Here is a 26,277-nt window from a genome sequence, read left to right as displayed (position 1 = left end):
TTTTTTGAATAAAAAAAAGAGTTTTCCTTAAAGGAAAACTCTTAAATACAAATTTAAATTTCTTTGCCAACTAAGTGACAAGATACAAAGTGTCCTGGTTCAACTTCTCTGTATTCTGGATCTTTTTCTCTACATATATCTTTAGCGTACTGACAACGAGAAGCAAATCTACATCCTGGCTTAGGATTTATAGGACTAGGAACATCTCCCTCAAGTATGATTCGCTGTCTAGTTCTTTCAATCTCTGGATCTGGTATCGGAATCGCAGAAAGTAACGCTTGAGTATATGGATGCATTGGCTTCTCATACAATTCTGCACTAGTTGTAAGCTCAACTACTTTTCCCAAATACATAACTGCTATACGATCTGATATATGCTTAACCATACTCAAATCATGAGCTATAAATAAGTAAGTTAATCCTAACTTTTCTTGAAGCTCTATAAGCAAGTTAACTACCTGTGCCTGAATAGATACATCTAGAGCAGAAATAGGCTCATCACACACTATAAATTTAGGTTCAATAGCTAAAGCTCTAGCTATACCTATACGCTGTCTCTGACCACCACTAAATTCATGTGGAAATCTATTAGCATGCTCTCTATTCAATCCTACTAGTTCAAGTAATTCATAAATACGTTCTTGTCTTTTCTTTCCGTTGTAAATCCCGTGAATATCAATGCCTTCACCAATTATATCAGTAACCGTCATTCTTGGATTTAGTGATGCATATGGATCTTGGAATATCATCTGAGCTGATTTCGTAAATTCTTTAAGATCTCTCTTATTCAATTTATGAACATCTGCTCCTTCAAATATAACATCACCTTCTGTTGCATCATACAATCTTATTATTGTTCTTCCAGTTGTTGATTTACCGCAACCAGATTCTCCAACAAGACCTAAAGTCTCGCCTTCCTTGATAGCAAAATCCACTCCATCAACAGCTTTTAATACCGCGTCTTTTCCAACGTGGAAATGCTTTCTCAGGTTTCTTACTTCTATCAATGTTTTATTATCCGACATCTATTCCGCCTCCTTATGCAAAGGACATTCTACTTTTGGCGCCATATCATGCTCTAACCAGCAATGTACGTAGTGAGTGTCCGATAAATCAGTTTTTTCAGGATACTCCTCTTTACATATTGGCATTGCATAATCGCATCTAGCTGCAAATGGACATCCTTTAGGTGGTGCAAATAAATCTGGTGGCTGACCAACGATTGGAGCAAGTTCCTCCTTATTATTTGCATCAATTCTAGGAACAGAAAGAAGTAGTCCCCAAGTATATGGATGATGAGGCGTTTTGAATATCTCATCAAGTGTTCCTGTTTCAATTATTTTACCAGCATACATTACTGCTACTCTCTTAGCCATGTTTGCAACAACACCCAAGTCATGAGTAATCATTATAATAGCTGTATCTAATTTATCTTGAAGCTCCTGCATTAACTCCAAAATTTGAGCTTGTATAGTAACATCTAACGCAGTTGTTGGCTCATCTGCAATCAATAATTTAGGGTTACATGAAAGCGCTATAGCAATCATAGCTCTCTGTCTCATACCACCACTAAATTCATGTGGGTATTGATCTACACGAGTCTCAGGAGAAGGTATACCAACAAGTCTAAGCATCTCAACAGCTCTTTCGTGAGCCTGTTCTTTTGTCATGCCTTGATGCTTAATCAATCCCTCCATAATCTGCTTTGATATCTTCATAGTTGGATTTAATGAAGTCATAGGATCTTGGAATATCATACTGATTTCACTACCACGTACGTCCTGCATTTGACCTTCTGTAAAATCAACTATGTTCTGTCCATCAAATAAGATTTCTCCATCTTTAATTCTTCCTGGTGGCATTGGTATCAATTTCATTAGAGATTGAGATGTTACTGACTTTCCACATCCTGACTCCCCAACGATAGCCAATGTTTCACCCTTTTCTAAGTGAAAATCCACTCCACGAACAGCTTGGACTTCACCTGCATAGGTATCAAATGATACTTTAAGATTTTTAACTTCCAACAAAATGTTGTCTTTATTTTCCATGCTTTTCGCCTCCCTAAGTTCGTAGTCTTGGATCTAGTGCATCCCTCAATCCATCTCCCAATAAGTTAAATGCCAACATCGTAATACTGATAAGTAACGATGGGAAGAACAATTGATATGGGAACATTAACAATACTTGTGCACCATCATTAGCCAAAGTACCCCAACTTGCCATAGGCAGTGGAAGTCCCAAACCAATATAACTTAAGAACGCTTCTGTAAAGATTGCGCCTGGAATTGCAAATGTTAAGTTAATAATAATAGGTCCCATAGAATTTGGTATCAAGTGTTTTGCTATAATGCGCTTGCTATCTGCACCTAATGTCTTAGCTGCCATAACAAACTCCATCTCTCTAAGCTGTAGTACTTGACCACGAACTAGACGAGCCATACCACCCCAACCAGTAACAGAAAGAGCTAATATCATAGTCCAAAAACCTGCTCCCATAACAACCATCAATAATATAATCCAAAGCATTGATGGAATAGAGAATATAACATCAATAATACGCATCATAACGTTATCTACTGTACCACCCTTGTATCCTGATACACCACCGTAGAAAATACCGATTGTGAAGTTAATCAACGCTGTGATAAAAGCTATTGCCAATGATACTCGTGCTCCTACCCAACATCTAACAAACAAGTCACGACCTAATGTATCTGTTCCGAACCAATGATCTCCACTAGGTGCATTATTTATAGCTGTAAAATCCTGAAAACTAGGATCATATTTGCTAAGTACTGGAGCAAAAGCAGCAAACAATACCATGACAATCAGCATTATCAAGGCAACAATGGCAACTGGATTTTCTTTCAAACGTCTCCACGCATCTTGCCAATAAGTCATACTCGGTCTACTAATTTGCATAGACTTTTCAATATCTTTTCCCTCAATGACAAACATGCTTTTGTCTAGAGTTATTTCACTAGTATCTACTTTTTCAAGCTTCATTTCTTGAGCCATCCGTTTAAGTCCCCCCTTATTGTCCTTCATCTAATCTAATTCTTGGATCGATAAGTCCATAGGCAACATCAACAAAGAATATCATAAGTACTAGTACTGACGAGTAGAATACTGTAGTACCTAGTATTACTGTAAAGTCGTTTTGTTGAATACTCTGAATATAGAACTTACCAAGTCCAGGAATCGCAAATATTTTTTCAACAACAAAAGTTCCCGTAAGCATTGCTGCCAATAATGGACCCAAAATAGTTATAACTGGCAAAATAGCATTTCTAATCGCATGACGGCGAGTAACTCTTGCCTTTGTAAGTCCTTTAGATTTTGCTGTTTTAATATAGTCTTGTCCCAATACATCAAGCATACTAGTTCTCATCATACGAGCTTGGAATGCAATCATTCTGAAGCCTAATGCCGCAGCTGGCAAAATTACATGCACTGGAGTTCCCCAACGAGCAACTGGTAGCCACCCTAATTGAACACCAAATACATACTGGAACAAGGATGAAAAGACAAAGTTCGGGACGGATACCCCGACTATTGCTATAAATATTACAAAATAATCCCAAAAACCCTTATGATTCAAGGATGCTATAATACCTAATAAAATACCCATTGTAATACCAAATAGCGATGCTGACATACCTAACTTCGCTGATTCTGGGAATCCTTCAGAAATCATATCGTTAACCGAACGATTTTTGTATTTAAGTGAAATCCCCAAGTCTAATTTTGTCAAGTTTTGCAAATATTTACCATACTGAACAATCAACGGTTGATCTAAACCGTATTTGTGTTTCAAGTTCGCCATGATTTCTTCAGGTATTTTTTTCTCATTAGTAAACGGATCTCCTGGTATTGAATGCATCAAGAAAAACGTAACTGTAATAACTACCCAAAGTGTAACAAACATCGAAACAACTCTTTTTAAAATGTACCTTAGCATAAATACACCTCCGATGTAATAGTTTAATGTGCCATTGACACAAATTTAATCGGCATCCCTCCCCCAATTTCTTTAATCCCCTCTAGTGTTTATAAACAATAATTGCAAGTTTATCTATGATACCCCTCATAAATTAAAACTTCCAATCATTACTCACTAATTAAATGACTCATCTGCTCTGAATAAATTATCATATTTTTTTAGATTCTTCCATAACCTAAATTTTCAGATAATTGATATTAGAATCAAAATTTACAAGCTCAATAAGTTTTTTTGCATATCAAATCCGTTCAAAAGTTGATATAACCTACATATATGATACTTTATTTACATCTACTTTACAATTACAGAACTCTAAATATTTTGTTAATATCTCGTAATATATACAGCTAATCGCCTGTTTTTTGTTATTTTTCTAACGTACATTGCATATTTTTTAGTCTTTCGTATATTTATGCTTTTACATATTCCGTTATTTAAATGATTTTAAACTTGTATTTATTTTTAGCTATCACTTTTTATTCGTTTTTTACATTATTTGTTACTATGATTATGTATAATTATTTAGCACATAATGCGATGAAAAATATTATGTATTGCGAATAATCACATCAAAAACATCAGCATTTGCAAGTTATAAAAAAAAGAATGCTTTTCAAAGCATTCTTTTTTTTTATCTAGATTAGTTTTTTCAAACTATTTTCATCAATTATCTCTACACCTAATTCCCTAGCCTTATCATATTTAGAACCTGGATTTTCACCAATAATAAGATAATCCGTCTTCTTACTAACACTTCCAGTCACTTTTGCACCTAAATCAAGGAGTATTTTCTTTAGTTCTGTTCTTTTGTAATCACTCAACGTTCCAGTTATTACAATTATTTTTTCACTAAAATGATTTTCTTTTATTTCAATCTTTTTATATACAGGATTCACTCCACTATCAAGTAATCTTTTAACCTGTTTCTGCACTAAATCGTCCTTGAAGAAGTTTACAATTTCACTAGCTACTATTGGACCCACATCTGGAATTTCTATAAGTTCTTCCTCTTTAGCATTCATTATGTTTTCCAAGTTTTCATAATAATTGGCCAAATCCCGAGCTGTTTTTTTCCCTACATTTGAAATTCCTAAAGCAAATATAAATGAATCTAATTCACACTTTTTACTATTTTCAATAGCACTCAAAAGATTTGCGATTTTCTTTTCTTTAAATCCTTCTAACTCAACTAAATCTCCTTCTGTCAAATCATACAAATCCGCTATAGTATGCATCTCACGTTCTCTAACTAATTGTAACGCTGTTTTTTCACTAAATCCCTCAATATTCATCGCATCTCTTGATGCAAAATGAGCTAGTCTATTAACTAATTGTGGCTCACACGACAATGTGTTATGGCAAAAAATATGGACTCCCTCACGTTCAAGTTTACTTCCACATGCTGGACATTCCACTGGCATATCTATTTGTTTACCATTCGAGACATCCTCATCCACTATTCCCATTATTTCTGGTATTACATCGTTACTTCTCCTAATCCATACTCTAGCATTTATGAATACCTTTTTTCTCTGTATATCATCCCAATTATTTAATGTGGCTTTCTGAACAGTAACTCCTCCTATATCTACTGGTTCTAATATTGCTGTAGGTGTTACTTTTCCAGTTCTTCCGACATTCCACACTACTTCATTCAATACAGTGGTAACTTCTTCAGCTTTAAATTTATACGCAACTGCCCATCTAGGAAATTTTTGAGTGTATCCTAAAACTTCCCTAGTTCGCACATCATTTATTTTTATAACCATGCCATCAGTTAAAACATCTAATTCTTTTCTAACTTCCGCTTGTACCTCTATTTCTTTTATAAGCTCATCTATACTACCAAATTTTTTCATGTACTTGTACTGTGGCAGTTTTTGAATACGTATGAACTCCATCATTTCTTCATGATCAGAATAAAGTCTTTCTTCTAAATATCCAATATTATAAAAATAAGCAGCTAGATTTCTGTCAGCAGTAACTTTAGGGTCTAAATTTCTAAGAGCACCTGCAGCTGCATTTCTTGCATTTTTCAAAGGTTCTTCATGAGTACTATTATAATGTTCTAGGGCAGATAACGGCATAAGCCCCTCTCCTTGAATTTCTATCCTTCCCTTATATGCTATGCTAAGCGGTATATTTTTTATAGTCTTTATCTGTTCTAATATTCCTTCACCCACTTCGCCATTTCCTCTAGTTGCACCTTGGATTAGTTTACCGCCTTCATAAGTTAAATTCAATGTAAGTCCATCAAATTTATATTCCATAACATACTCTATACTAGGTAATTTATCATCAGTGCTTGAGTTATACTCATCTACTAATTTTTTAGCTCTATCTGCCCAAGCTTTTATTTCTTCAAAACTTTGAGCTTTTCCAAGACTATAAAGGGCTGAAAGATGTTTGTGTTTCTCAAAACGATCCAATACCTCTCCGCCAACTCTTTGAGTAGGGGAATCCAAAAGCACAATTCCTTCATTTTTCTCCAACTCTACTAGCTCATCATATAATTTATCATATTCTGAGTCACTCACTAACGGATCATCCAAAGTATAATATCTATAATTTAATTCATTTAATTCTTCAACAAGTTTTTCCATTCTGTTTTTTGCGTCCATTTTTCCTCCTACTTAACTTTTTCTACTGGTGCAAAATTAAGCATAAGCTTTTTTATTCCCTTAGTTTCAAATGCTACTTGAGCTTCTAAATTTTCTCCGCTTCCTTTCAATTGTACAATAGTACCTACACCAAATAATTTGTGAGACAATTTATCTCCTGCATTCCAATAAGCACCTGACGAATATTCTTCATCATGAGAAACACTATTATTGATCTCTCTCTCTTTTAATACTTTACTCTTTTGAGATTGGTACGAAACCCCTTTAAAAAAGTCATTTAGGCTCTGCCCAACTTGTTGTTTCCTATTTTGGCTAATAGATGCCTTTTGTCTGTCTTCAATTAGATTTACTGGGATTTCGTCTAAAAATCTTGAAGCGCCGTTACACTGAGTTCTTCCATATAGCATTCTAACTTCAGCATTTGTCATATACAATTTTTCACGAGCTCTAGTAATACCTACATAGCAAAGTCTTCGTTCCTCTTCCATTTCTTCATACGTATTCATTGCTCTACTGATTGGAAATATAGTTTCTTCCAATCCAACCATAAAAACTACTGGAAATTCAAGTCCTTTAGCACTATGAAGTGTCATAAGTGTTACACTATTTTCAACTTCTTCTGTTTTATCTAGATCACTCATTAGAGATACATCCGCAAGAAATGCTTCAAGAGTCTTGTCTTCACTTGATCTAGTAAATTCAACTATAACTGATTTAAATTCCTCAATATTATCTATTCTAGACATTGATTCTATAGTATTTTCTGCTTTTAAAACCTCTATATATTGACTTTCATCCAATACAGCTTCAAACAATTCATCTATTTGGAGTACTTCTTTCATCGCCATAAGTTTAGACATTTTCTCTACAAACTTCTTAACCTTTGTCTGCGCAGCATTGCTCAAACTTACAACAAGTTCTGCATTTATAGCTGCTTCAAACAAACTGATTTCATTTGTCAAAGCATATTGTTCCAATCTATCTATTGTAGTTTTTCCGATTCCTCTTTTAGGAACATTTATTATTCTTTTTAAACTTATATCATCATGAGGATTTTGGAGAATTCTCAAATATGAAATAGTATCCTTTACTTCTTTTCTGTCATAGAATTTTAGTCCTCCAACTATCTTATATGGAATAGTTGATTTCATAAGACAATCCTCAAACACCCTTGACTGCGCATTCGTTCTATACAATACCGCTATATCCTTATATTCTCTATAGTCTTTTTCGATTGCATTTTTGATTTCTTTTATGACAAATAATCCCTCGTCTTGCTCATTTTGAGCAGAGTATCTAGTAATCTTATCTCCATCTTCCTGCGATGTCCACAATGCTTTTTCTTTTCTTCCAGTGTTATTTCTTATAACCAAATTTGCCGCATCTAATATATTTTTAGTTGATCTATAGTTCTGCTCAAGTTTTATAACCTTTGCAGCCAAATAATCTTTTTCAAAATCAAGTATATTTCTAATATCCGCGCCTCTCCAACCATATATACTTTGATCATCATCTCCAACCACACAAAGATTTTGATGTCTCTGTGCAAGTAGACTTACCAATAAATACTGCGCTCTGTTCGTATCTTGATATTCATCTACAAGTATATACTTAAATCTCTCTTGATAATATTCCAATACCAATGGATAATCTTTAAATAACCTCAATGTATTTATTATCAAATCATCAAAATCCATAGCATTATTGTCTTTGAGTTTCTTCTGATAAAGCATGTATAGTTCCGCTTTTGTTCTCTCTCTGAAGTCTTTAAAATTGGCATCAAAAGACTCTTTTGGTGTCAACAATTTTTCTTTTTGCTTGGATATAAAACCCAATATAGCTTTTGGTTCATATGTCTTTTCATTCAAATCTTTTTCTTTTATACACTGCTTCACTAGTGTTTTTTGGTCTTGACTATCATAAATGACAAAACCTGTTGTATATCCTAGTTTATCTGCCTCTCGTCTGAGCACTCTCACACAAATAGAGTGAAATGTGCTAACCCACATACCATCTAACGGCCCCTCGATTAGTGCGCTTAATCTCTCTTTCATCTCTTTTGCAGCTTTATTAGTAAAGGTCAATGCCATCACTTGAGATGGTCTTAAATTTTTTTGTTCTATTATATACGCTATTCTATGTGTTAATACTCGCGTTTTGCCTGAGCCAGCACCAGCTAGCACTAAAAGTGGTCCTTCAGTTGTAATTACTGCTTCTTTCTGCTTTTCATTTAGACCTTCTACAAATTTACTCATCAAATTCACCCTTCACTATTTCTTTTTACTCTAACTTTATTATTATATCAGCATTTTATTTTTTATCCAAATTATATCTCACTCATCATTGCTATTTTCTATCTTCCACTTTGCATATTCATCTAAATCACTTTGAATTTGTTTCAACAAATGTGAAACTACAGCCAAATCATCCAAAAATCCTATTGATATTATCCAATCCGGTATTATATCTGTTGGCACTACAAAGTATAAAAGCGCTATTATGCTTGCTGTTATTGTATTTTTAGGTATCTCAGTATATCGACCATTCTTATAATCACTTAGTAATTCAACAATATTTTTTAAAGGTATTACCAAACTACCAAAATATTTTTGAGATACTTTTTTAAATTTCAAAACTGTATTATTCAATAATTTTTCTAGTTTGCTTTTCTCCTTCGAATAAGTTTCTGCTTTATCCGTCCATAATTGTATTTGATTTGTTTGAAATTCTATAAGTGCTTTTTGCTCAATCTCCTCTTCACTTTGCTTTGACTCTTTAATCTCCATTTTCTACCTCCCAATTCTCAATCATTCCTTATTTATTATATCCCGAATTATTCATATTAGTCCTAAAAATAATATAATATTTATATATTAGTATTTGACAAATTTTTAAAATTATTTTATAATGCTAAAAAAGACGAAGATAAAGGAAAGTAGATTTGACTGATACTTACAGAGAAGAAATCATAGCTGAGAGATTTCTATTGGATGTTTTTTCGAAGTGCCCTTTTGAGTTGAGTACCGAATTTACAGTAGGCTACTACGGGATCGCCCGTTACAGCGAAGAGACATGATGGTGTCTTACGAGAGGACTTTTGTCCAAAATTAGAGTGGAACCACGGAGTATAAGCTTCGTCTCTAGATTATTCTAGAGATGAGGCTTTTTTTATTGTAATCGCTCTATTGACCATCGTGCTTCTAAAAAGAACTTATTGCATTTATTTTTTAGGAGGATGAAATATGATATACAAAAATTTACTAAATTTAATAGGCAAAACACCACTTTATCAGCTAAAACAATACCCAAATATCTTTGTTAAACTTGAAAAATTTAATCTTGGTGGCAGTATAAAAGATAGAATTGCTCTAGAAATAATAGAAAATGCCGAATTGAATAAAACTCTTCAATCCGGAATGACTATAATAGAACCAACTAGTGGAAATACCGGAATTGCTTTAGCCATGATAGGAAGGCTCAAAGGATATAATGTAACTCTCGTAATGCCCGAAAATATGAGTGCAGAAAGACGATCTATAATATCTGCATATGGAGCTAATATCATACTAACACCTGCAAAAGATGGAATGAATGGTGCTATAAAAAAAGCTAATGAAATATACACAAATGATGAAAACAAGTATTTTTTAGCACGACAATTTGAATCAAAAAGCAATTTGGATGCACACTATAAACATACTGCCAATGAAATTTTAAATGACCTGCCCGAATTTAACGCATTTATAGCAGGTGTAGGAACTGCTGGTTCATTAATTGGCTCTAGCAAAAAATTAAAAGAAGTATTGCCAAACTTGAAAACAATTGCAGTAGAGCCAAGCGAATCTTCGGTTTTAAGTGGCAATAATTCTGGTCCTCATTCTATACAAGGAATCGGTGCTGGATTCATCCCACCACTTTATGATGCTACCTTAGTTGATAACATAATTCAAATATCATCAGAATCTGCTTTTAAGAGTGCTCAAAATTTAGCATTAAATGAAGGATTATTTTTAGGTATCTCTAGTGGAGCAAATATAGCAGCTGCAATAGAATATAGTAATGCACATCCAAATGATAAAATAGTTGTAATTGCACCAGATGGCGGAGAAAAATATCTTTCAATGGGGATTTTTGGTGATGTAAAATGATAAAAAAATGGAGAGAAACTATAAAATTTATATGCAAGTCAGACCCTGCTATAAAAAGTTCCATGGAAGTTTTCATGTATCAAGGCTTTCACGCACTATTACACCATCAATTAGCTCACTTTTTTTACAAACACAATCGATTCATAATAGCTCGTTTTATATCTCAGGTAAGCAGAATGCTTACTGGAATTGAAATTCATCCAGGAGCTAAAATTCATCATGAGGTATTTATAGACCATGGAATGGGTGTTGTTATAGGTGAAACTGCCATAATTGGTAAAGAAGTCATAATTTATCACGGTGTTACTCTTGGGGCTAGTTCATTAAAAGCAATAGATAGACATCCCATCATTGGCAATAATGTAATTATAGGTGCTCACACTCAAATAATAGGACGTATTTCTATAGGCAACAATAGTAAATTAGCACCTTCATTATTAATAAAACAAAATATACCTCCGAATACCGTTTTAAAATCATAATTATTTGCAAATAGCAACGTTTTTTGATATCATTTCAGGGTATTAAACGTAATATAAAAATATATTTATTAAAAATCATAGTTTTTAAAACGGGAGTGATTACTTTATGTATTCTAAATCAAAATCATTAGTGTTTATAATGCTATTATTCTTACTAACTGCATGTAATAACACAGATATCAATAATTCTAAAGAAACAACTACAGATTCTATTTCCGATTCTAATATTACTATTCCAAGTAGCGAACCAGAATCTTCCGACAGCAAGATTGAAATCAATTATTTTTCTCATGGCATCGAAGATGGAACTAGATCTGCAATAATATCTTCATTCGAAGTTTTGCACCCAGACATCAAAATAAATCTTATAGAACTACCTAGTAACACTGATGAAAAACTCGAAATCTTAATAAATGCTTTAAAACAAAAAAATACAAGAGTTGATGTTTTTGATGCAGATGTAACTTGGCCAGCAGTATTAGTAAATCAAAATTTAGTATGGCCTATAGACCAATTTATTACTAAAGAAGAGCGGAATACATTTTTAAAACCAGCTATAGATGCTGCGATGGTTGATGATGTTATTTATGGTTTACCTTATCGCGTAGATGCAGGGATGCTTTATTATAGAAAGGATCTTTTAACAAAGTATGGCTATGAGCCTCCTAAAACCTGGAATGAATTAATTTCGATTTCAAAGCACATCACTTCCGAAGAAAAAGATTTGTACGGCTATGCTGGTTCATGGAAATCTTTTGAAGGGCTCACTTGTAATTTCCTTGAATTTATATGGAATCATGACAGTGATATCATTAATCCAAACAATGAATTCATATTAAATTCAGATAAAAATGCTGAAGCCTTTCAGCTTATGATAGATCTTAGAAATAGGTATCAAATAACACCTAAAAATATACTTAATTTTTCAAGTGGAGATGCAAGGGCATTATTCACAGCCGGACATTTACTTTTTTTGAGAGATTGGTCTTCTGGTTGGAATATATCACAAAATGCTATTAATTCTTCGATAGTTGGTAAGGTTGATATTTCAGCTCTTCCAACTATTGATTCTAGCGAACACTCGCACTCTACTCTAGGTGGTTGGCAATTAATGATTGCTGCTAACTCGGAGCATAAAGAAGAAGCCCTTCTATTTGCTAAATACCGAGCAGGCGAGTATGCTCAATCTCTTTCAGCAAAAAATCTTAGCCATCTACCTAGTCTAAAGCATTTATATGATTCATCGGATACATGGAATAATTTACCAGCTTTAGATAAAACAAAAAATATCTTAGAGCAAAGTAAATCCAGACCACATTTATCTTATTATCATAAATTTTCTGATACTATCCAAGAATCAGTACACGATGTATTTTTGTCGGGCACATCATCTAAAGATGCTTTAGATAATATGCAAACAATCATTTTAGAATTAGAAAAAAACAATTATGACGAATAAATCAAAACCTTAGAATACAGATTAATGCTGAATTCTAAGGTTTTTTTGATTTTGCGTCTATTTATATCTTAAGCTCTTTTTCTACTATCAGCTTTATTATCATTTCTTCTACTATCAATTTTACCCGTTAGTATAAATCCTATAGTAGAAATTAACGCAGCAGCGCCAACGACTTGCCAAGCAACTTGATATCCATAGCCTTCTATAAAATAGCTCATTATTTTAGGGCTAGTTACAAATCCAACACCTGTAATAAAACTAATTATAGCGTTAAATCGCCCTCTATAGTTAACCGGGGTATGCGACATTATAAACACTGAATTATTAGTAACCATGATAATCTCTCCCCATGTCCAAATAAGTACAGACAAGAAATATAATGGCAATTGCCCTCCAACAAAGGCAAGCATACCAAAGCCAATTGCATTTAACAGCGATGCAATAGCAATATTATTGATTTCTTCTTTGTTCTTTAAGAATTCTGTTATAAACATGGTGAAAATAATTACTACTATAGCATTGAAACTCATCAGCATACCTAAATACTTAGGTCCAAGCTCATCTCCAAAGACATCTGCTAAATGAAGTGAGAATCCAAAACTAGATTGAGCATAAACTGTAGCACTTAACATTGAAAATACAGTAAATACCACTAAAACTGGTTTTTTAAATAATACACGAAGAGTACTTCCAGATTCCATTTTTTCATTTCCTTCAAATAATTTCATTTCATCGTGACTAAGCATAGTTTCTTTTACAAAAATCGCAACCAAAATTACGCTTAAAAACGTAGTTATGCCATCACCAAAGAAAAACCATTTCGTATAATTCGCTAGCAAAAATCCGCCTATTATTGGTCCAATAGCTACACCTAAGTTTATGCCAAGATAAAGAAGTGAATATGCTTTTCTTCTCTCTTCTGGAGTCTTAGTAATATCTGCAACCATAGCACTGTTTATTGGCCCTACCAGATTATTTAACATGGATGCTATTATTATCAAAATAGGCACAATTTCAGGATTAGTGTCAGTAAAGATTCCACATGCCATAAACAGAGCAGCTGATATACTAGGTGCTAAAATATAAATAAATTTACGTCCTTTCTTATCTGCTATATGACCACCAACAAATGGTGATGCCATAGACAATGCCCCTTGTATCATTATGAAGTAACCAATTTCACTTTCACTCATTCCTAATTTAGTTCTCATGTATATAGTTAAAAAAGCATATACAAATCCACCAATTCGGTTTATGATTCTAGCTATAAATAATATATATATACTTCTTGGCAATCCACCATAACTTTCTTTTATTTTAGATAAAATTAACCCCTCTCTCATAAATCCACCCCTATTCGTATTTGAATAAACATTTTAGCATATTTACAATCTCAATTCATAGGGTATACTTTTTTATAACTATTTTATCTTTTGCTTCCTTTTAAGAAAAGCTTCATAATTTATGTTCATACACACTATATACTTACTGTTTGCAACATAAGAAGATGCTCCTATGCAAACATTATTTGTCATCATGGAAACAAATGGCTCAGTAAGCCACACTGTCAATATTGTATCCCAAATTTGCCTATATATATCACTCTTTGAAAAATCACTTCCAGCTTTGTATGTGTGAAAAATAGAACCATGTCTAATTTTGTATCTATCACTATTGTTGTATGCCGGACCTGTTTGGATTCCATTTTCATCAACAAACCAAATAGTCTCAATCATAGGATATCTATCAAAATAATCCATTTGATGAGTCTCAAATTCAGACAGTATTTCTGGAGTAATTTCTTTTCCCAATCGCTCTGTCATTCGTGCTAGTTTTCCCATAATCACCCTATCTTGTTCTATATGGTCTTGATCTAAATAATCTTCAATCTGAATTTTGTCATATAAATCATCCATCCACTGATTAAGATCATTTGGAGATATCTCCATGGGTTTTGCAACGTAATATCCCTGTATAAACTGTGCTCCATTTTTGACTGCTTGTATCCACGAAGCCTTGTCTTCTATACCTTTAGCAACTACAACCATTCCCATTTTTTGAGCAATATGATTCAAAAAACCTATGACATTTTTCTTATAATCTCCATCTGCTAAAGAGTTTAATCTGCTAGCATTTATCTTTATAATGTCTGGATTCATCATTATTATCTTATCTAAATTACTGTAGTCTCTTCCCAAATCATCAATACATATTGCAAATCCCAAATTTCTATATTTACTAATAAAATTTTTAGCTAAATCCCTTGTGGAAAAATCAATTCCATTTAGATCAAATACTATATTACCATACGGTATATTAAGCTCATCCATTTTATCTATTATGAAATCATGATTTATACAATATTCTAAGAGTTCTGCATCTACATTTACAAACAATAATAATTCACTCTTTATTTTATAAAATGGCGCATAAGACTCTATTGCTTTTTCTATTAAGAGTTTTTCTAAATCTATTAATAAGCCTCTATCCCTCGCTTCCTCTATTAATACGCCTGCCCCTATAACCTCGCCAGTATCTAAATCAATACCTCTAGCAAGTGCCTCCATTCCAACAGATAAATCTTTCAATGGTGACAAAATTGCCTGCATCAATATTTGAACACTTCTATTCTCAATAATCCTTTTTATTTTCAAGGACATCAGCCTCCCCAAGCTATTTAAGTTTACTTTATTATATCATGGCATTATCATTCATATTACATTTTACCCCATTTTATTCAATTTATCGAAATGGTTTTAGTTTTTAACCCCTGCTTGAGAACAAATGTATTTTTCTATTATTTATATTGATATTTTTAAATAAAAAAGCGACTTTCTCAAGTCGCAATATAATTTACCATATTTTGAAATTCATTACCAATATAATATAGGATAACCAAAAATCAGATTAAATATACTTTCTATTTTGAAATTAAAATTGTGCCGCAATCCACAATATACCCATAATAAAAACCATAACGATGACTAAGAATTTTCCTACAAATTTTAGCCATTTATTGTATGGAACTCGTCCTATAGCTAAGCCTCCCATTACAACCGCACTTGTTGGTGTAATCAAGTTCACAATGCCCGAAGCCGATTGATATGCAGTAATAACAAGTTCTCTACCAATCCCAGCAAAATCTCCAAGTGGAGCCATTATAGGCATAGACAATGTAGCTAGACCAGATGTCGATGGAATCAAAAACGAAAGTGGTATATAAAACAAATATGTGACTACTGCAAATGCCCCACTGCTTAGCTGTGCTAATGTATCCTCTCCAAAATTCAAAAGAGTTGCATCTATATGACCTGCTTGCATAACGACAGTTATACCTCTAGATACACCTACTATAAGCGCTACACTTAGTAGATCTTGAGCGCCCGCTACAAATGCATTGACCAATTCTTTTTCTTTTAGCCCTGCCACAATTCCAATGACAATCGCTGCAACCATAAATAGTGTAGCTAATTCCTCAAACCACCAACCAAGTGTAGGTATCCAAGTTATGCCTATATCAGAAAATGGTATTACTCCTATAATCATAATAATAAAAGTAACTACAAATAATTTCATTATTAATTTTCGCTTTTTAGTATACTCAGGAAATGAGTTTTCCGCCTCTTCTTCATGACTTACAAAATGTTTATAATCCGATTCTTTAGTAGAATAAGTAAGTGATTTTGTAGGATCTTTTCTAACTCTTTCCGCATAGCGCATAACATATGCTATCGCCAAGATTTCTCCGATTATAAGCATCAACGCTCTTAAAAATATCCCCTCACCAAGCGACACTTCTGCAAAACCAGAAGCTATACCTGTTGCAAATGGATTAACAGTAGAACCCAATACGCCCATTCCGGCTCCTAACATAACAACCGATACCGCTGTTATAGTGTCATAACCCGCAACTAAAAATATCGGTATCATCAGTGGATAAAATGCTATAGTCTCCTCAGCCATCCCAAATGAGGTTCCTCCAAGCCCAAAAAATATCATAAGCACTGGAATCATCCACTTCTCTTTCCCCTTCAGTTTCATAGTCACCGATGCTATAGATGCGTCAATAGCTCCAGTTTTCATTGTAACACCTAAAAATCCTCCTATAATAAGAACAAAAAGAGAAACTCCAATAGCATCTTTAAATCCCTTAATTGGAGCTACCACAACATCACCTACACCTTGAGGTGTAGATTCAATCTGATGGTAAGTTCCTGCAATTGGGACTTCTCTTCCACTGGCTGAATCTAAGGCCATATCATATTGTCCTGCTGGAACAATCCAAGTCATGATGGCAACAAAAATAATGATAGCAAATAAAATAGTGTAGGCTGTAGGCATTTTCATCCTATTCATAAACATTTATCCCCCTTGTATTTTTATGCACTTCCCAAAACAACGAACATTTTTACTTCACCCCAGCAAAGTCCTTTCTTTCAACCTCACAGCAACAAAATATATGTTCGTTATTTTTTTAACTTTTTATATCTATCACCATTATACATTATTATGCATTTTTTGTAAAATTAAAATTATTCAATCAAACACAACTTAATTTTATTTCTTTAAAAACATCGCTTTGCCATCATAGTTAAACTCATGCTCTTTTAGAAAATTTTCTATGCCTTCTGCTTTTACCACTGCAATTTCTAACCCTTCAAAATTATTAACTATCTCTTTCATCATAAAACTACCAATTCCTCTATTTTGATAGTCTTTGTGAACAACAAAATCATATATAACCGCATAATAGTAATAATCAGTAAGAGCTCTTACAAAACCTATTAACTTTTTCCCGTCATATGCTGTGATATAATAAGAATCTCCAAAAGCTTGAACTATAGATTTTTCATCTTTATTAATTCCTACACTATCAAAAACATTCATAATTTCCTTTGCTTTTATCTTATTGTTGTTATCAAATCTTATCATAGCAACACCTCTCTTCTATACTATTACATTTATGCCCGATACCTTAGTTATTATTCACTAAAAAATCAGCACTATCAATAATTAATGCAGCAATTTCCTCTAACAATTTCTTTTTTTGCTCCCCCCAAAGCCATGTTCCTGGAATCAAACTTTGTTTTTGCTTTTTCCTAGCATTGCCTTTGCGTTTTTCATATTCTTTTTCAACTATCTCCATGAAATCTCTTGCATCATATATCTCAAATCTCTTAATTTCATATTTTTGTGCTAAAACTTCGTAGAGCGATAATACCAATTCTTCATAAGTTGTATTTTCTTCTAACTCTAGCATTTTTATGATTTTAGGTATCATACTCTCAAATAAGAACCTTTTAGCCGGCAACTCATCTTTTTCTCCCATTTTGGATTTAATTATCTCTATAATACTACCATCTATATCCATTAATTTGCTCAAAAAATATTTTTCATCAAACATTTGATCTATATAGTATTTTTTACCAAATAAGTTTTTTAACGCTTTCATAGCATCATAATAACCCAATTGAATATTATATCGTGCTACATCTTCATCAAAATCCAAAGTTTTTCCTAGCTCTTCTCTAGGCTCTATAATTATATTTTTCACACCCTTAGGCAGTACATTTTTCTTTTCCCTACCTAATCCATGAGTTCTAATTGAAATTATATCTTTGTAACCTTTTTGATAAACCAAATTTATAGGTAAATTATTGTATACTCCTCCATCCACAAATAATTTTCCACCAACAGGCTCACTTTTAAACCCAGGAAAACTAGCACTAGCAAGTATATATGAGATGATTTCGCCTTCTGGTATATCATCTTTATATACTTCTACTGGTTTCATATCACTAAGTGAAACCGTTACTAAAGCAAAATCTATCTCTGAATTTCTCAGTTTCTGCTCATCAATTATATTTTCCAATAGGGATCTCATAACACTAGTATCTAGCCCTCCCTTACCAATTATATCTTTAAGCTTGCTCGCAATATAATCTAACGTCTCCATGTCTATGTTTAAATTTTTCCACTTTTCAATATGTTGGTCTTCAACATCAAAAACCATAGAGTTTTTTATATTCCACCAAAGTTCATATGCTTTATCAAAATCTCCTTGCGCCATAGCTGCACCATTAACAGCACCTATCGATGTTCCAGCTATTAATCCTACTGGTATTTCCAATTCTAAAATAGCCTTATAAGCGCCTATATGATAAGAGCCCTTCGCTCCTCCACCTTCTAGTACCACTCCATACATAAAAAACTCCTCCTTTATAATATAATAAATCCGTTCTTATTTATTATATCCTTTAATTACAATTTCAAAAATAATCATTTCGAATAATTTACATAAAAAAAGAAGTTTTCCCAATATAAACTGAAAAAACTTCTCAAAATAAATTCTTTTCTATTTATTTTTAGCTAATCTCAACACTTCTTTGAGTGTATCTTCATCAGAAATTAGTGTATCTATATATCCGCCTCTTAGCGCACCCAATATTGATTTAGCTTTCTTTAATCCACCAGCTACTACTATGAGTTTATGCTCTTTAATTTTTTCCGTAGATATTCCAATTATATTGTGGTTTATAGGAATATCTAGAAACTTACCATTTTGATCAAAAAAGTGTGCACATAAAAATCCAACACCACCATCAGCTTTAATCCTATCCTTTGAATCTGCTTCTATATACTCATCCCAAACAGTTTGTATAATCCCTTGTTCTAAAGCTCCTAATCCACTTAAAACCAAATCACAGTTATCAATCATATCAAGAGTATTCTTTACCACAGGTGTATTCAACACAGCGTCTCTAGCTATATCGTTATTTATATATATTGGAGCTGGCAAAGGATAGAGCTTTCCGCCTAACTTGCTAGTTAGAGTTCGGCCTATGCTCAGCATACTATTTGCATCATAACTAATTGCTCCAAAGAGTTCAACTACTTTTAAGTCTTGAAATTCTTGCTTTTTAAGCTGCGATACTGTAGAACGAACACTATGTCCCCAAGATATGCCTATGGTCATATCATCTCTAATTTCTTTTATCAGTACCTTTGCTGCCATTTTTCCGATTTCATTTACCGTATCTTCGTAACTAGATAATGTTTTCACAAGCATGACATTGTGAATACCAAATCTGTCCTTAATTTCATTTTGCAAAAGCTCTAACATATCGCAGTCATAGTTAATGCTTATATCCACAACACCTAGTTCCTTAGCTTTTTTTAACATTCTGGACACTTTAGGCCTAGATATATATAGTTCCTTTGCTATTTGATTTTGTGTTTTTCCCTCTAAATAATACATAACTGCTATTTCAATGAGTAAATATCTTTCATTTTCCATAAAGCTGACTCCCTAATTCATTTATTTCTGCCCATAATATGCATTAGCACCATGCTTTCTCAAATAATGTTTATTCAATAGATTCTCATCAATATTTTCAACTTTCATATCTATTTTTTCTGTCCTATAAGCCATTTTTGCAACTTCTTCTATCACTTTAGCATTGTGTACTGCATCTTTGGGACTTTTTCCCCATGAAAATGGTCCATGACTTGTTATTATAACGCCAGGCACTTCTAGTGGTTCCAAGTCTCTCTCTTTAAATGTCTCCACTATGACTTTACCAGTATTTAGTTCATACTCACCATCAATTTCTTCTTTGGTAAGTTTTCTAGTACACGGTACTGCACCATAAAAATAATCTGCATGAGTTGTACCATAACAAGGAATATCTCTTCCTGCTTGCGCCCAAGACGTTGCCCAAGATGAATGCGTATGAACAACTCCTTTTATGTCTTTAAATTGTCTGTATAACTCCAAATGAGTAGGAGCATCCGATGAAGGTCTCAAATTACCTTCTACCACTTCTCCGTCCAAATTCATAACCACCATATCTTCTGGTTTCATTATATCATAATTCACTCCACTAGGCTTAATTACTATTAAGCCTTTTTCACGATCTATTCCACTTACATTTCCCCAAGTGTATATGACCAATCCTTGCTTAACTAATTCAAGATTTGCTTCAAATACTTCTTTTTTCAAAGATTCTAACATTTAAAATCACCCAATTTCATTTGTTCTTCAAGCCATAGTTTAGCTTGTTTTACTTCGCTTACTGAGTCCTCAACTGTGTATTCCTTGTCATTATCTGCCCACATCTCTATCAAAAACGGTCCGCTATATCTAAGCTCTTTTAGTTTGTTAGATAATTCAGTAAATCTAACATCACCTTCTCCAAAAGGCACACATTTAAATATTCCAGATTTAGTATCCTTTAAGTGTATTGCTACAATATGGTTGATTCCCTTTTCTAGCTCCGTTTCCGGCGAATCTGTCCACTGAGATAAATTCCCTAAATCTGGATAAATTTTTAGCCAAGGCGATTTAACAAGATCTATATATTTCAAGCATCTAGTTATAGTTCCTATAAACTCCGTATCCATTATTTCTATAGAAAGCATAATATTATAAGACGCTGCCCTAGCTGCACTGTATCTCAAACCCTCTATAAATAGTCTTTCACTTATCTCAGTATGCTCTTCATAGTAAACATCATATCCAGCAAGTTGAATATTTCGTATGCCTAAATCAGCCGCCAATTCTAAAGCTTTATCCATGATTTCAAATGCGCGTTTTCTTTTCAGCTCATCACTACTGCCAAAAGGAAATCTTCTGTGACCACTTAAGCACATAGAATTTATATACATATTGTTTTCGTAGAGTAAATCTCTGAGTTCTTTTCTCTTTTCTTTAGTCCATTCTAATCTAGCTAATCTTTCATCGCTTTCATCTACAGACATTTCAATAAAATCAAATCCTGCACTTTTAGCTACCTCTATTTTTTTAGACCAATCAAATGCATTCGGTATAGCCTTTTCATATATTCCTATTGGTACCATTTTTTTATTCATATAACTAGCTCCAATGCTTAGCTATTTCCGCTTTAAACGACTTTGCTGCTTCTGATGGAGACTGCGCATCTCTTATGCTTCTACCAGCTATAAAGCAATATATTGGATAAGCTTTAAATAGTTTTAAATCGTCTATTGTAAGACCACCTGTTACAGTAACCTTAAATCCCATATCACAAAGCTTTCCTATTTTTTCTAAGTCCTCATCTCCCCAGCCTTTACCAGCTGCTTGTGCATCCCTTGATCTGTGGTAAACTACTTGCTCAAGTCCTGCTTCTTTCCAAGATTCTGCTTGTTCCCAAGTCCAATCACCATACAATTCAATTTGAACATCTCTGTCTTCACCAAATTCTTTAGCTACCCCTAGCATACCTGTCATTGTAGGGATTTCCGCACAGCAAATCACAGTCATCCAATTTGCTCCTGCTCCAAAACATTGTTTTGCAAGTAAACTACCAGCATCCGCCCCTTTTATATCTGCTAATATCGTCTTTTCAGGATACAATGCTCTTAAACATCTTACTGGCTCTAAACCTTCTGCTACATGCAATATAGTTCCCACTTCTATAACATCTACATGCTCTCCAATTTCTCTTATAGCTCCCATAGCATCACTTAAGCTAGTATTATCTAATGCAACTTGTAATTTTGGTTCCATTTTAATATCCTCCTTTATATATAAAAGGCGGTTATCTTACAATAACCAGCCTCGCCGTCTTTACGCTAATGCTTCTTGTAATTTTGTTTTAATCTCATCTTCTGATAAAAGGTTTAATAATCCTATAACCTTAGCATTTCCAGCATTTGAAAAATCCTTTACAAATGCTTGTGATACAAGCACTACATCAAAATTTTTCGCATCCGATGTTGCTTGACCTACGCTACAATGATGCACTTGATATTCAATTCCCATTTCTTTTAAAACTTTTTCTATCTTCATTTTTATTATCATACTTGATCCCATACCGTTACCACATGCAGCTAATACCTTTAACATATCGAACACTCCTTTTAATCGAGAAGTTTTTGAAAAAAATCAAAAACTTCTCATGATTTCTATTTTTATAATAATGCTTTGAATGGAAGATCTGGTTCTATAGCAAATGCATCATCAAATCCTCTTGGATAGTGATACTCTAGTTTAGCTCTATCATTTGGATAAGTGAATTTTCCACCTACTTGCCAGATAAATGGCGTGAATTTGTATTCCAATACGTGTTTTCTCATATTCCAAAGTGTCAATATTTCTTTTGGATCAGCTTGGAAATTTGTCCAGATATCATGATGGAATGGAATAACAACATCTGTATTCAAGCACTCTGCCATTTTTAATATATCTATAGAAGACATCTTATCAGTCATTCCCCTTGGATTCTCTCCAAACGACCCAAGTGCTACATCTATTTTGTGATCATTTCCATGCTTTGCATAGTAATTCGAATAGTGAGAATCTCCACTATGATATAAATTTCCACCTGGTGTTTTTATCAAATAGTTAACTGCTAATGTATCCATATCTCTAACAGGCTTGTCTTTCAATATCATTCCAGCTGGAGCTGTAACAAGTTCAGTCCTGTCAAAAGATTCAAGAGCTACTATTTCTGTATCCTTTACTTTTACAACATCTCCAGGTTTCACAACTATGCATCGTTTTTCTGGGACTCCCCAGCTAATCCATAAATCGACGCATGCTTTTGGCCCAATAAACGGAACACTTTCATCACAATTCTGAAGAACTGCTGCTGCAACATTTTCGTCAATGTGATCGCCATGATCATGTGTCGACAATACTGCATCTAGTTCTTTTATTGCAAATGGATCTATTACACAAGGAACATTTCTAAGATTTGGCTGTAATTTCAGACAACCAATCATTCTTTGATGCTGATGCTGTTCTCTCATAAGAGGGTTTGATTTTGTCTTTTTCCCCGATTTTACCCAAAGGTCTATAAGTATATTTGCATTTCCTTCTGATTTAACCCAAACTCCAGTACAACCTAACCACCACATTGCAAAAGTTCCAGGTTCTACTACCTCTTGCTCTATTTCTTCATTCAACCAAGTACCCCACTCCGGAAATGTACTCAATATCCAACTTTCTCTTGTAATCTCATCTACTTTTGCCATACTATCCACTCCTCTTTTATATCTTAAACAATTCTAGCATTTCATCTTTTGATGTAGCATTTAAAATAGCCTCAAATTTTGAACTATCACTAAAAACTTCAACTATGCCTTGAAGCATTTTCATATGCATATCTGCATCAACACACGATAGTGCAATTAACAACCTAACTTGGTGATCTTCTGCTTCTGAAAAAGCAACTGCTTTTTTCAACTTCATTATGCTAAACCCTACTTTAACCGAACCCGTTTCTGGTCTCGCATGAGGTAAAGCCAAATTCGGTGCAATAACAACATATGGCCCATATTCCTTGATGCATTCAATCATTGCATCTATATAAGACTGCTTTACAAAGCCATTATCTAGAAGTGGTTTCGAAGACTCTACTACCGCCTCTTCCCAATCTCTAACCTCATCTTTAAATTGAATAAATTCTTTTGTCAAATCAAAATTTCCAAACATATTGCCTGCCTCCTATTTTGCATTTCACTCAGATACGATTTATAATTATATATTAATTTCACACTGCACATTTGTCAATGCGTTTACAACTTTTTGCACATTTGTGCATCATTTCTTCAATACATAGTTCTCTATAGCCCAAGACACTCCATTGTCATCGTGGTGTATAGATACATAATCTGCTATCTCCTTTACTTCTTCCACCGCATTTTCAGTAGTTACAGCACACCCTGCAAATTTTAGCATCTCAATATCATTGTAATTATCACCAAATGCCAAAATATCACTTCTATCTATGCTATATTCACCGGCTAACCATTCTATAGCACCTCTTTTACTTGTGCCTTCGACCATAAAATCCATGAGGCCTTTGCTTGACTGACATATCTCAAGCCCCTCAATTCCAACAAATTTATCTCTAAGCAATTCAAATCTATTGCTATCTTCTTCTATTATCAGTATTTTATAAATTTCTTCTTTCAATATACAATCGATACTTTCATTTACTCTAAATGGCACTTTGCAATCTTCTTCTAGTTTTTTATTCCTCGTTTGAAAATACTCCAGGCGTTTACTTGGAATAGTAAATATATATTCATCAGAATATGCCATATAGGTAAATTGTTCTTCATTACATATACTTAGAATATCTCTAACTTTTTCACTAGACATAATTCGCTTTCGCCATACTTCTTTCGTCATGGGATTTCTTATCATCGCACCATTACACGAAATAACTGGTGTCTTAACTCCCAATTTCTTTACATATTCTTTTACAAGAAGATCTGATCTTCCCGTAGCTATAACTATTTTGCATCCTAATTCTTCTAACTTTAGTATCGAATCCTTGTTTTCTCTTGAAATCTCATGTTTCTCATCTAATAAAGTTCCATCCAAGTCAAAAACCGCTAATTTATACATATCTTTTTTCTCCTATAAAGCAGGAAATTGCACAGTCTCTTTCATAATTACTGTACAATTTCCTTTTGCCTATTAGTTATTTATTTAGCTCTTGTATCTCTCATTGTTGTAAAGTAAGTTTCTTTATATCTCTTGTAATGTAATTGTGGTAACACTAACAATCCTGCGATAAGTGCTATTGGGAATGCTATACCAACTGCCTTACTAGCAAGTACCGTTCCTGACCAAAGCGTAGCCCAGTCAAACATACCCATCCATCCAATAACTAGATCACTTTCCTTAAGAACTGTAAGAACAAGCGCTGATCCTAAAACTTGAATCATACCTGCAAAAAATGGAATAATCGCAGCTGCTCTACGTCCACCTGATTTATTTGCAAATATAGCAAGTGTTCCATTATCAAAGAATAAACAGATAAATCCAGCTATGATAAGAATCGGTGATTTCATTGCAACTAACGCACCAATTGCTGTAATTTGTCCGAAGAATCCAAATATAAATCCATAAGTCGGTGCATTAGGCGCATAACCAAATGTTACAGCACAGTCAACTGCTGGTACTGCACCTTGTAACAACTTATCAGATATACCGTGGAATGAAGTAGTAAGTTCTGCAACAAACATTCTTACTCCAGTTAATATTATAGTAATATATACTGCAAAGTATGCTGTTGTTTCAAATATATATGTTCCAAACCAATATTTACTAGTATTATAATCAAATGCTTCCTTGCCGATAACCACCATTATAGTTCCAACAAATGCTGTCATAAGAACCACATTTGAAACTATATTATCATTAAAAACAGAAAGCCATCCAGGCAATTGAACATTGTCTACCGAATTTTCTTTTTTACCAACTAAGCCACCAACTCTATAAGCAAGCCATGCGCCAAACATCTGTTGATGTCCAAGTGTAAATCCTGCTCCATCTGTAACCTCTTGAGTTGCTTCTATTACTAAGTTTGACATTACTGACCAATATGTTCCAACTAGAAGTCCTGTTACACCTATTAACATAGGAGATACTTGAACATCTACGCCTTCTATTACTGTGTATAATGCCCAAAGAAGTACTGCTGATTGCTGATACATAATGTGTCCAGTAATAAATAATGGACGAACCTTAGTGTACTTTCTAAATGCAACTAATAAAATGTTCCACGCAAATGCTATAAGCATT

At 33.6% G+C, this 26,277-nt stretch carries 24 protein-coding genes and 1 other annotated feature; of the genes, 3 read left to right on the top strand and 21 right to left on the bottom strand.

The annotated features are described in order from the left end of the window. Window positions 1-53 precede the first annotated feature (53 nt). The 7 genes from N4A40_10975 to N4A40_10945 all read right to left on the bottom strand — a co-directional run bounded on the left by N4A40_10975 (window position 54) and on the right by N4A40_10945 (window position 9,413). Entirely contained in the window at window positions 54-1,025 is a 972-nt protein-coding gene (locus N4A40_10975) for an ATP-binding cassette domain-containing protein (GenBank protein MCT4662375.1), read from the bottom strand. Then, window positions 1,026-2,051, bottom strand: coding sequence for an ABC transporter ATP-binding protein (locus N4A40_10970; protein ID MCT4662374.1), 1,026 nt, complete (start codon window positions 2,049-2,051; stop codon window positions 1,026-1,028). It lies immediately after the preceding gene. Window positions 2,052-2,064: 13 nt separating this feature from the next. Further along, window positions 2,065-2,961: an ABC transporter permease gene (locus tag N4A40_10965; protein ID MCT4662373.1), complete on the bottom strand. Its 897-nt coding sequence runs from the start codon at window positions 2,959-2,961 to the stop codon at window positions 2,065-2,067. Window positions 2,962-3,037: 76 nt separating this feature from the next. Further along, window positions 3,038-3,964, bottom strand: a complete 927-nt coding sequence (locus tag N4A40_10960) for an ABC transporter permease (GenBank protein MCT4662372.1) — start codon at window positions 3,962-3,964, stop codon at window positions 3,038-3,040. A 677-nt stretch (window positions 3,965-4,641) separates the two neighbouring features. After that, entirely contained in the window at window positions 4,642-6,627 is a 1,986-nt protein-coding gene (gene ligA, locus N4A40_10955) for an NAD-dependent DNA ligase LigA (protein ID MCT4662371.1), read from the bottom strand. An 8-nt stretch (window positions 6,628-6,635) separates the two neighbouring features. Beyond that, entirely contained in the window at window positions 6,636-8,882 is a 2,247-nt protein-coding gene (pcrA, locus tag N4A40_10950) for a DNA helicase PcrA (protein MCT4662370.1), read from the bottom strand. Between the two features lie 78 nt (window positions 8,883-8,960). Then, the gene (locus N4A40_10945) at window positions 8,961-9,413 is read right to left on the bottom strand and encodes a YkvA family protein (protein ID MCT4662369.1); all 453 of its coding nucleotides are present in this window, start codon (window positions 9,411-9,413) and stop codon (window positions 8,961-8,963) included. Between the two features lie 127 nt (window positions 9,414-9,540). After that, window positions 9,541-9,772 (top strand) — a binding site (T-box leader). Between the two features lie 97 nt (window positions 9,773-9,869). Between N4A40_10945 and cysK the strand changes: the two genes are divergently transcribed. The 3 genes from cysK (at window position 9,870) to N4A40_10930 (ending at window position 12,716) form a co-directional block, all read left to right on the top strand. Next, window positions 9,870-10,775: a cysteine synthase A gene (gene cysK, locus N4A40_10940; protein MCT4662368.1), complete on the top strand. Its 906-nt coding sequence runs from the start codon at window positions 9,870-9,872 to the stop codon at window positions 10,773-10,775. Next, the gene (locus N4A40_10935; protein ID MCT4662367.1) at window positions 10,772-11,257 is read left to right on the top strand and encodes a serine O-acetyltransferase; all 486 of its coding nucleotides are present in this window, start codon (window positions 10,772-10,774) and stop codon (window positions 11,255-11,257) included. Before cysK ends, N4A40_10935 begins: the two co-directional genes overlap by 4 nt. Before the next feature lie 106 nt (window positions 11,258-11,363). Then, a complete protein-coding gene (locus N4A40_10930; protein MCT4662366.1) occupies window positions 11,364-12,716 on the top strand; it encodes an ABC transporter substrate-binding protein in 1,353 nt (450 codons plus the stop codon). 68 nt (window positions 12,717-12,784) lie between these two features. On the opposite strand, the gene N4A40_10925 is transcribed toward N4A40_10930, so the two are convergent. From N4A40_10925 to N4A40_10860, 14 genes are all read right to left on the bottom strand, one after another. Next, window positions 12,785-14,059: an MFS transporter gene (locus tag N4A40_10925; GenBank protein MCT4662365.1), complete on the bottom strand. Its 1,275-nt coding sequence runs from the start codon at window positions 14,057-14,059 to the stop codon at window positions 12,785-12,787. A 78-nt stretch (window positions 14,060-14,137) separates the two neighbouring features. Next, window positions 14,138-15,370 (bottom strand): EAL domain-containing protein, encoded by a 1,233-nt coding sequence (locus N4A40_10920; protein MCT4662364.1) that lies wholly within the window; start codon window positions 15,368-15,370, stop codon window positions 14,138-14,140. Between the two features lie 277 nt (window positions 15,371-15,647). Then, window positions 15,648-17,072, bottom strand: coding sequence for a YfcC family protein (locus N4A40_10915; protein MCT4662363.1), 1,425 nt, complete (start codon window positions 17,070-17,072; stop codon window positions 15,648-15,650). 201 nt (window positions 17,073-17,273) lie between these two features. After that, window positions 17,274-17,648, bottom strand: a complete 375-nt coding sequence (locus N4A40_10910; GenBank protein ID MCT4662362.1) for a GNAT family N-acetyltransferase — start codon at window positions 17,646-17,648, stop codon at window positions 17,274-17,276. Window positions 17,649-17,691: 43 nt separating this feature from the next. Further along, a complete protein-coding gene (locus tag N4A40_10905) occupies window positions 17,692-18,921 on the bottom strand; it encodes a patatin-like phospholipase family protein (protein MCT4662361.1) in 1,230 nt (409 codons plus the stop codon). A gap of 150 nt (window positions 18,922-19,071) precedes the next feature. After that, entirely contained in the window at window positions 19,072-20,013 is a 942-nt protein-coding gene (locus tag N4A40_10900; protein ID MCT4662360.1) for a winged helix-turn-helix transcriptional regulator, read from the bottom strand. Window positions 20,014-20,034: 21 nt separating this feature from the next. Then, entirely contained in the window at window positions 20,035-20,730 is a 696-nt protein-coding gene (araD, locus tag N4A40_10895) for an L-ribulose-5-phosphate 4-epimerase (GenBank protein ID MCT4662359.1), read from the bottom strand. Further along, complete coding sequence (locus N4A40_10890) at window positions 20,724-21,587, bottom strand: L-ribulose-5-phosphate 3-epimerase (GenBank protein ID MCT4662358.1); 864 nt, start codon at window positions 21,585-21,587, stop codon at window positions 20,724-20,726. The genes araD and N4A40_10890 overlap by 7 nt, the downstream gene beginning before the upstream one ends. A 4-nt stretch (window positions 21,588-21,591) precedes the next feature. Beyond that, entirely contained in the window at window positions 21,592-22,245 is a 654-nt protein-coding gene (locus N4A40_10885; GenBank protein ID MCT4662357.1) for a 3-keto-L-gulonate-6-phosphate decarboxylase UlaD, read from the bottom strand. A gap of 60 nt (window positions 22,246-22,305) precedes the next feature. Then, entirely contained in the window at window positions 22,306-22,584 is a 279-nt protein-coding gene (locus N4A40_10880; protein ID MCT4662356.1) for a PTS sugar transporter subunit IIB, read from the bottom strand. Between the two features lie 65 nt (window positions 22,585-22,649). Then, window positions 22,650-23,714 carry an L-ascorbate 6-phosphate lactonase gene (ulaG, locus tag N4A40_10875; GenBank protein ID MCT4662355.1) on the bottom strand — a complete coding sequence of 355 codons (1,065 nt, stop codon included), beginning with the start codon at window positions 23,712-23,714 and terminating at the stop codon, window positions 22,650-22,652. A gap of 16 nt (window positions 23,715-23,730) precedes the next feature. Continuing rightward, a complete protein-coding gene (locus N4A40_10870) occupies window positions 23,731-24,174 on the bottom strand; it encodes a PTS sugar transporter subunit IIA (GenBank protein ID MCT4662354.1) in 444 nt (147 codons plus the stop codon). Window positions 24,175-24,282: 108 nt separating this feature from the next. After that, window positions 24,283-25,095, bottom strand: coding sequence for an HAD family hydrolase (locus tag N4A40_10865; GenBank protein ID MCT4662353.1), 813 nt, complete (start codon window positions 25,093-25,095; stop codon window positions 24,283-24,285). 80 nt (window positions 25,096-25,175) lie between these two features. Continuing rightward, a partial coding sequence (locus N4A40_10860) for a PTS ascorbate transporter subunit IIC (GenBank protein ID MCT4662352.1) occupies window positions 25,176-26,277 on the bottom strand: 1,102 nt, incomplete at its 5' end.

The sequence above is a fragment of the Tissierellales bacterium genome (assembly GCA_025210965.1).
Taxonomy (GTDB): Bacteria; Bacillota; Clostridia; order Tissierellales; family JAOAQY01; genus JAOAQY01.
Note: the sequence above shows the minus strand (reverse complement) of the source record. Positions and strands in the feature narration are given on the sequence as shown.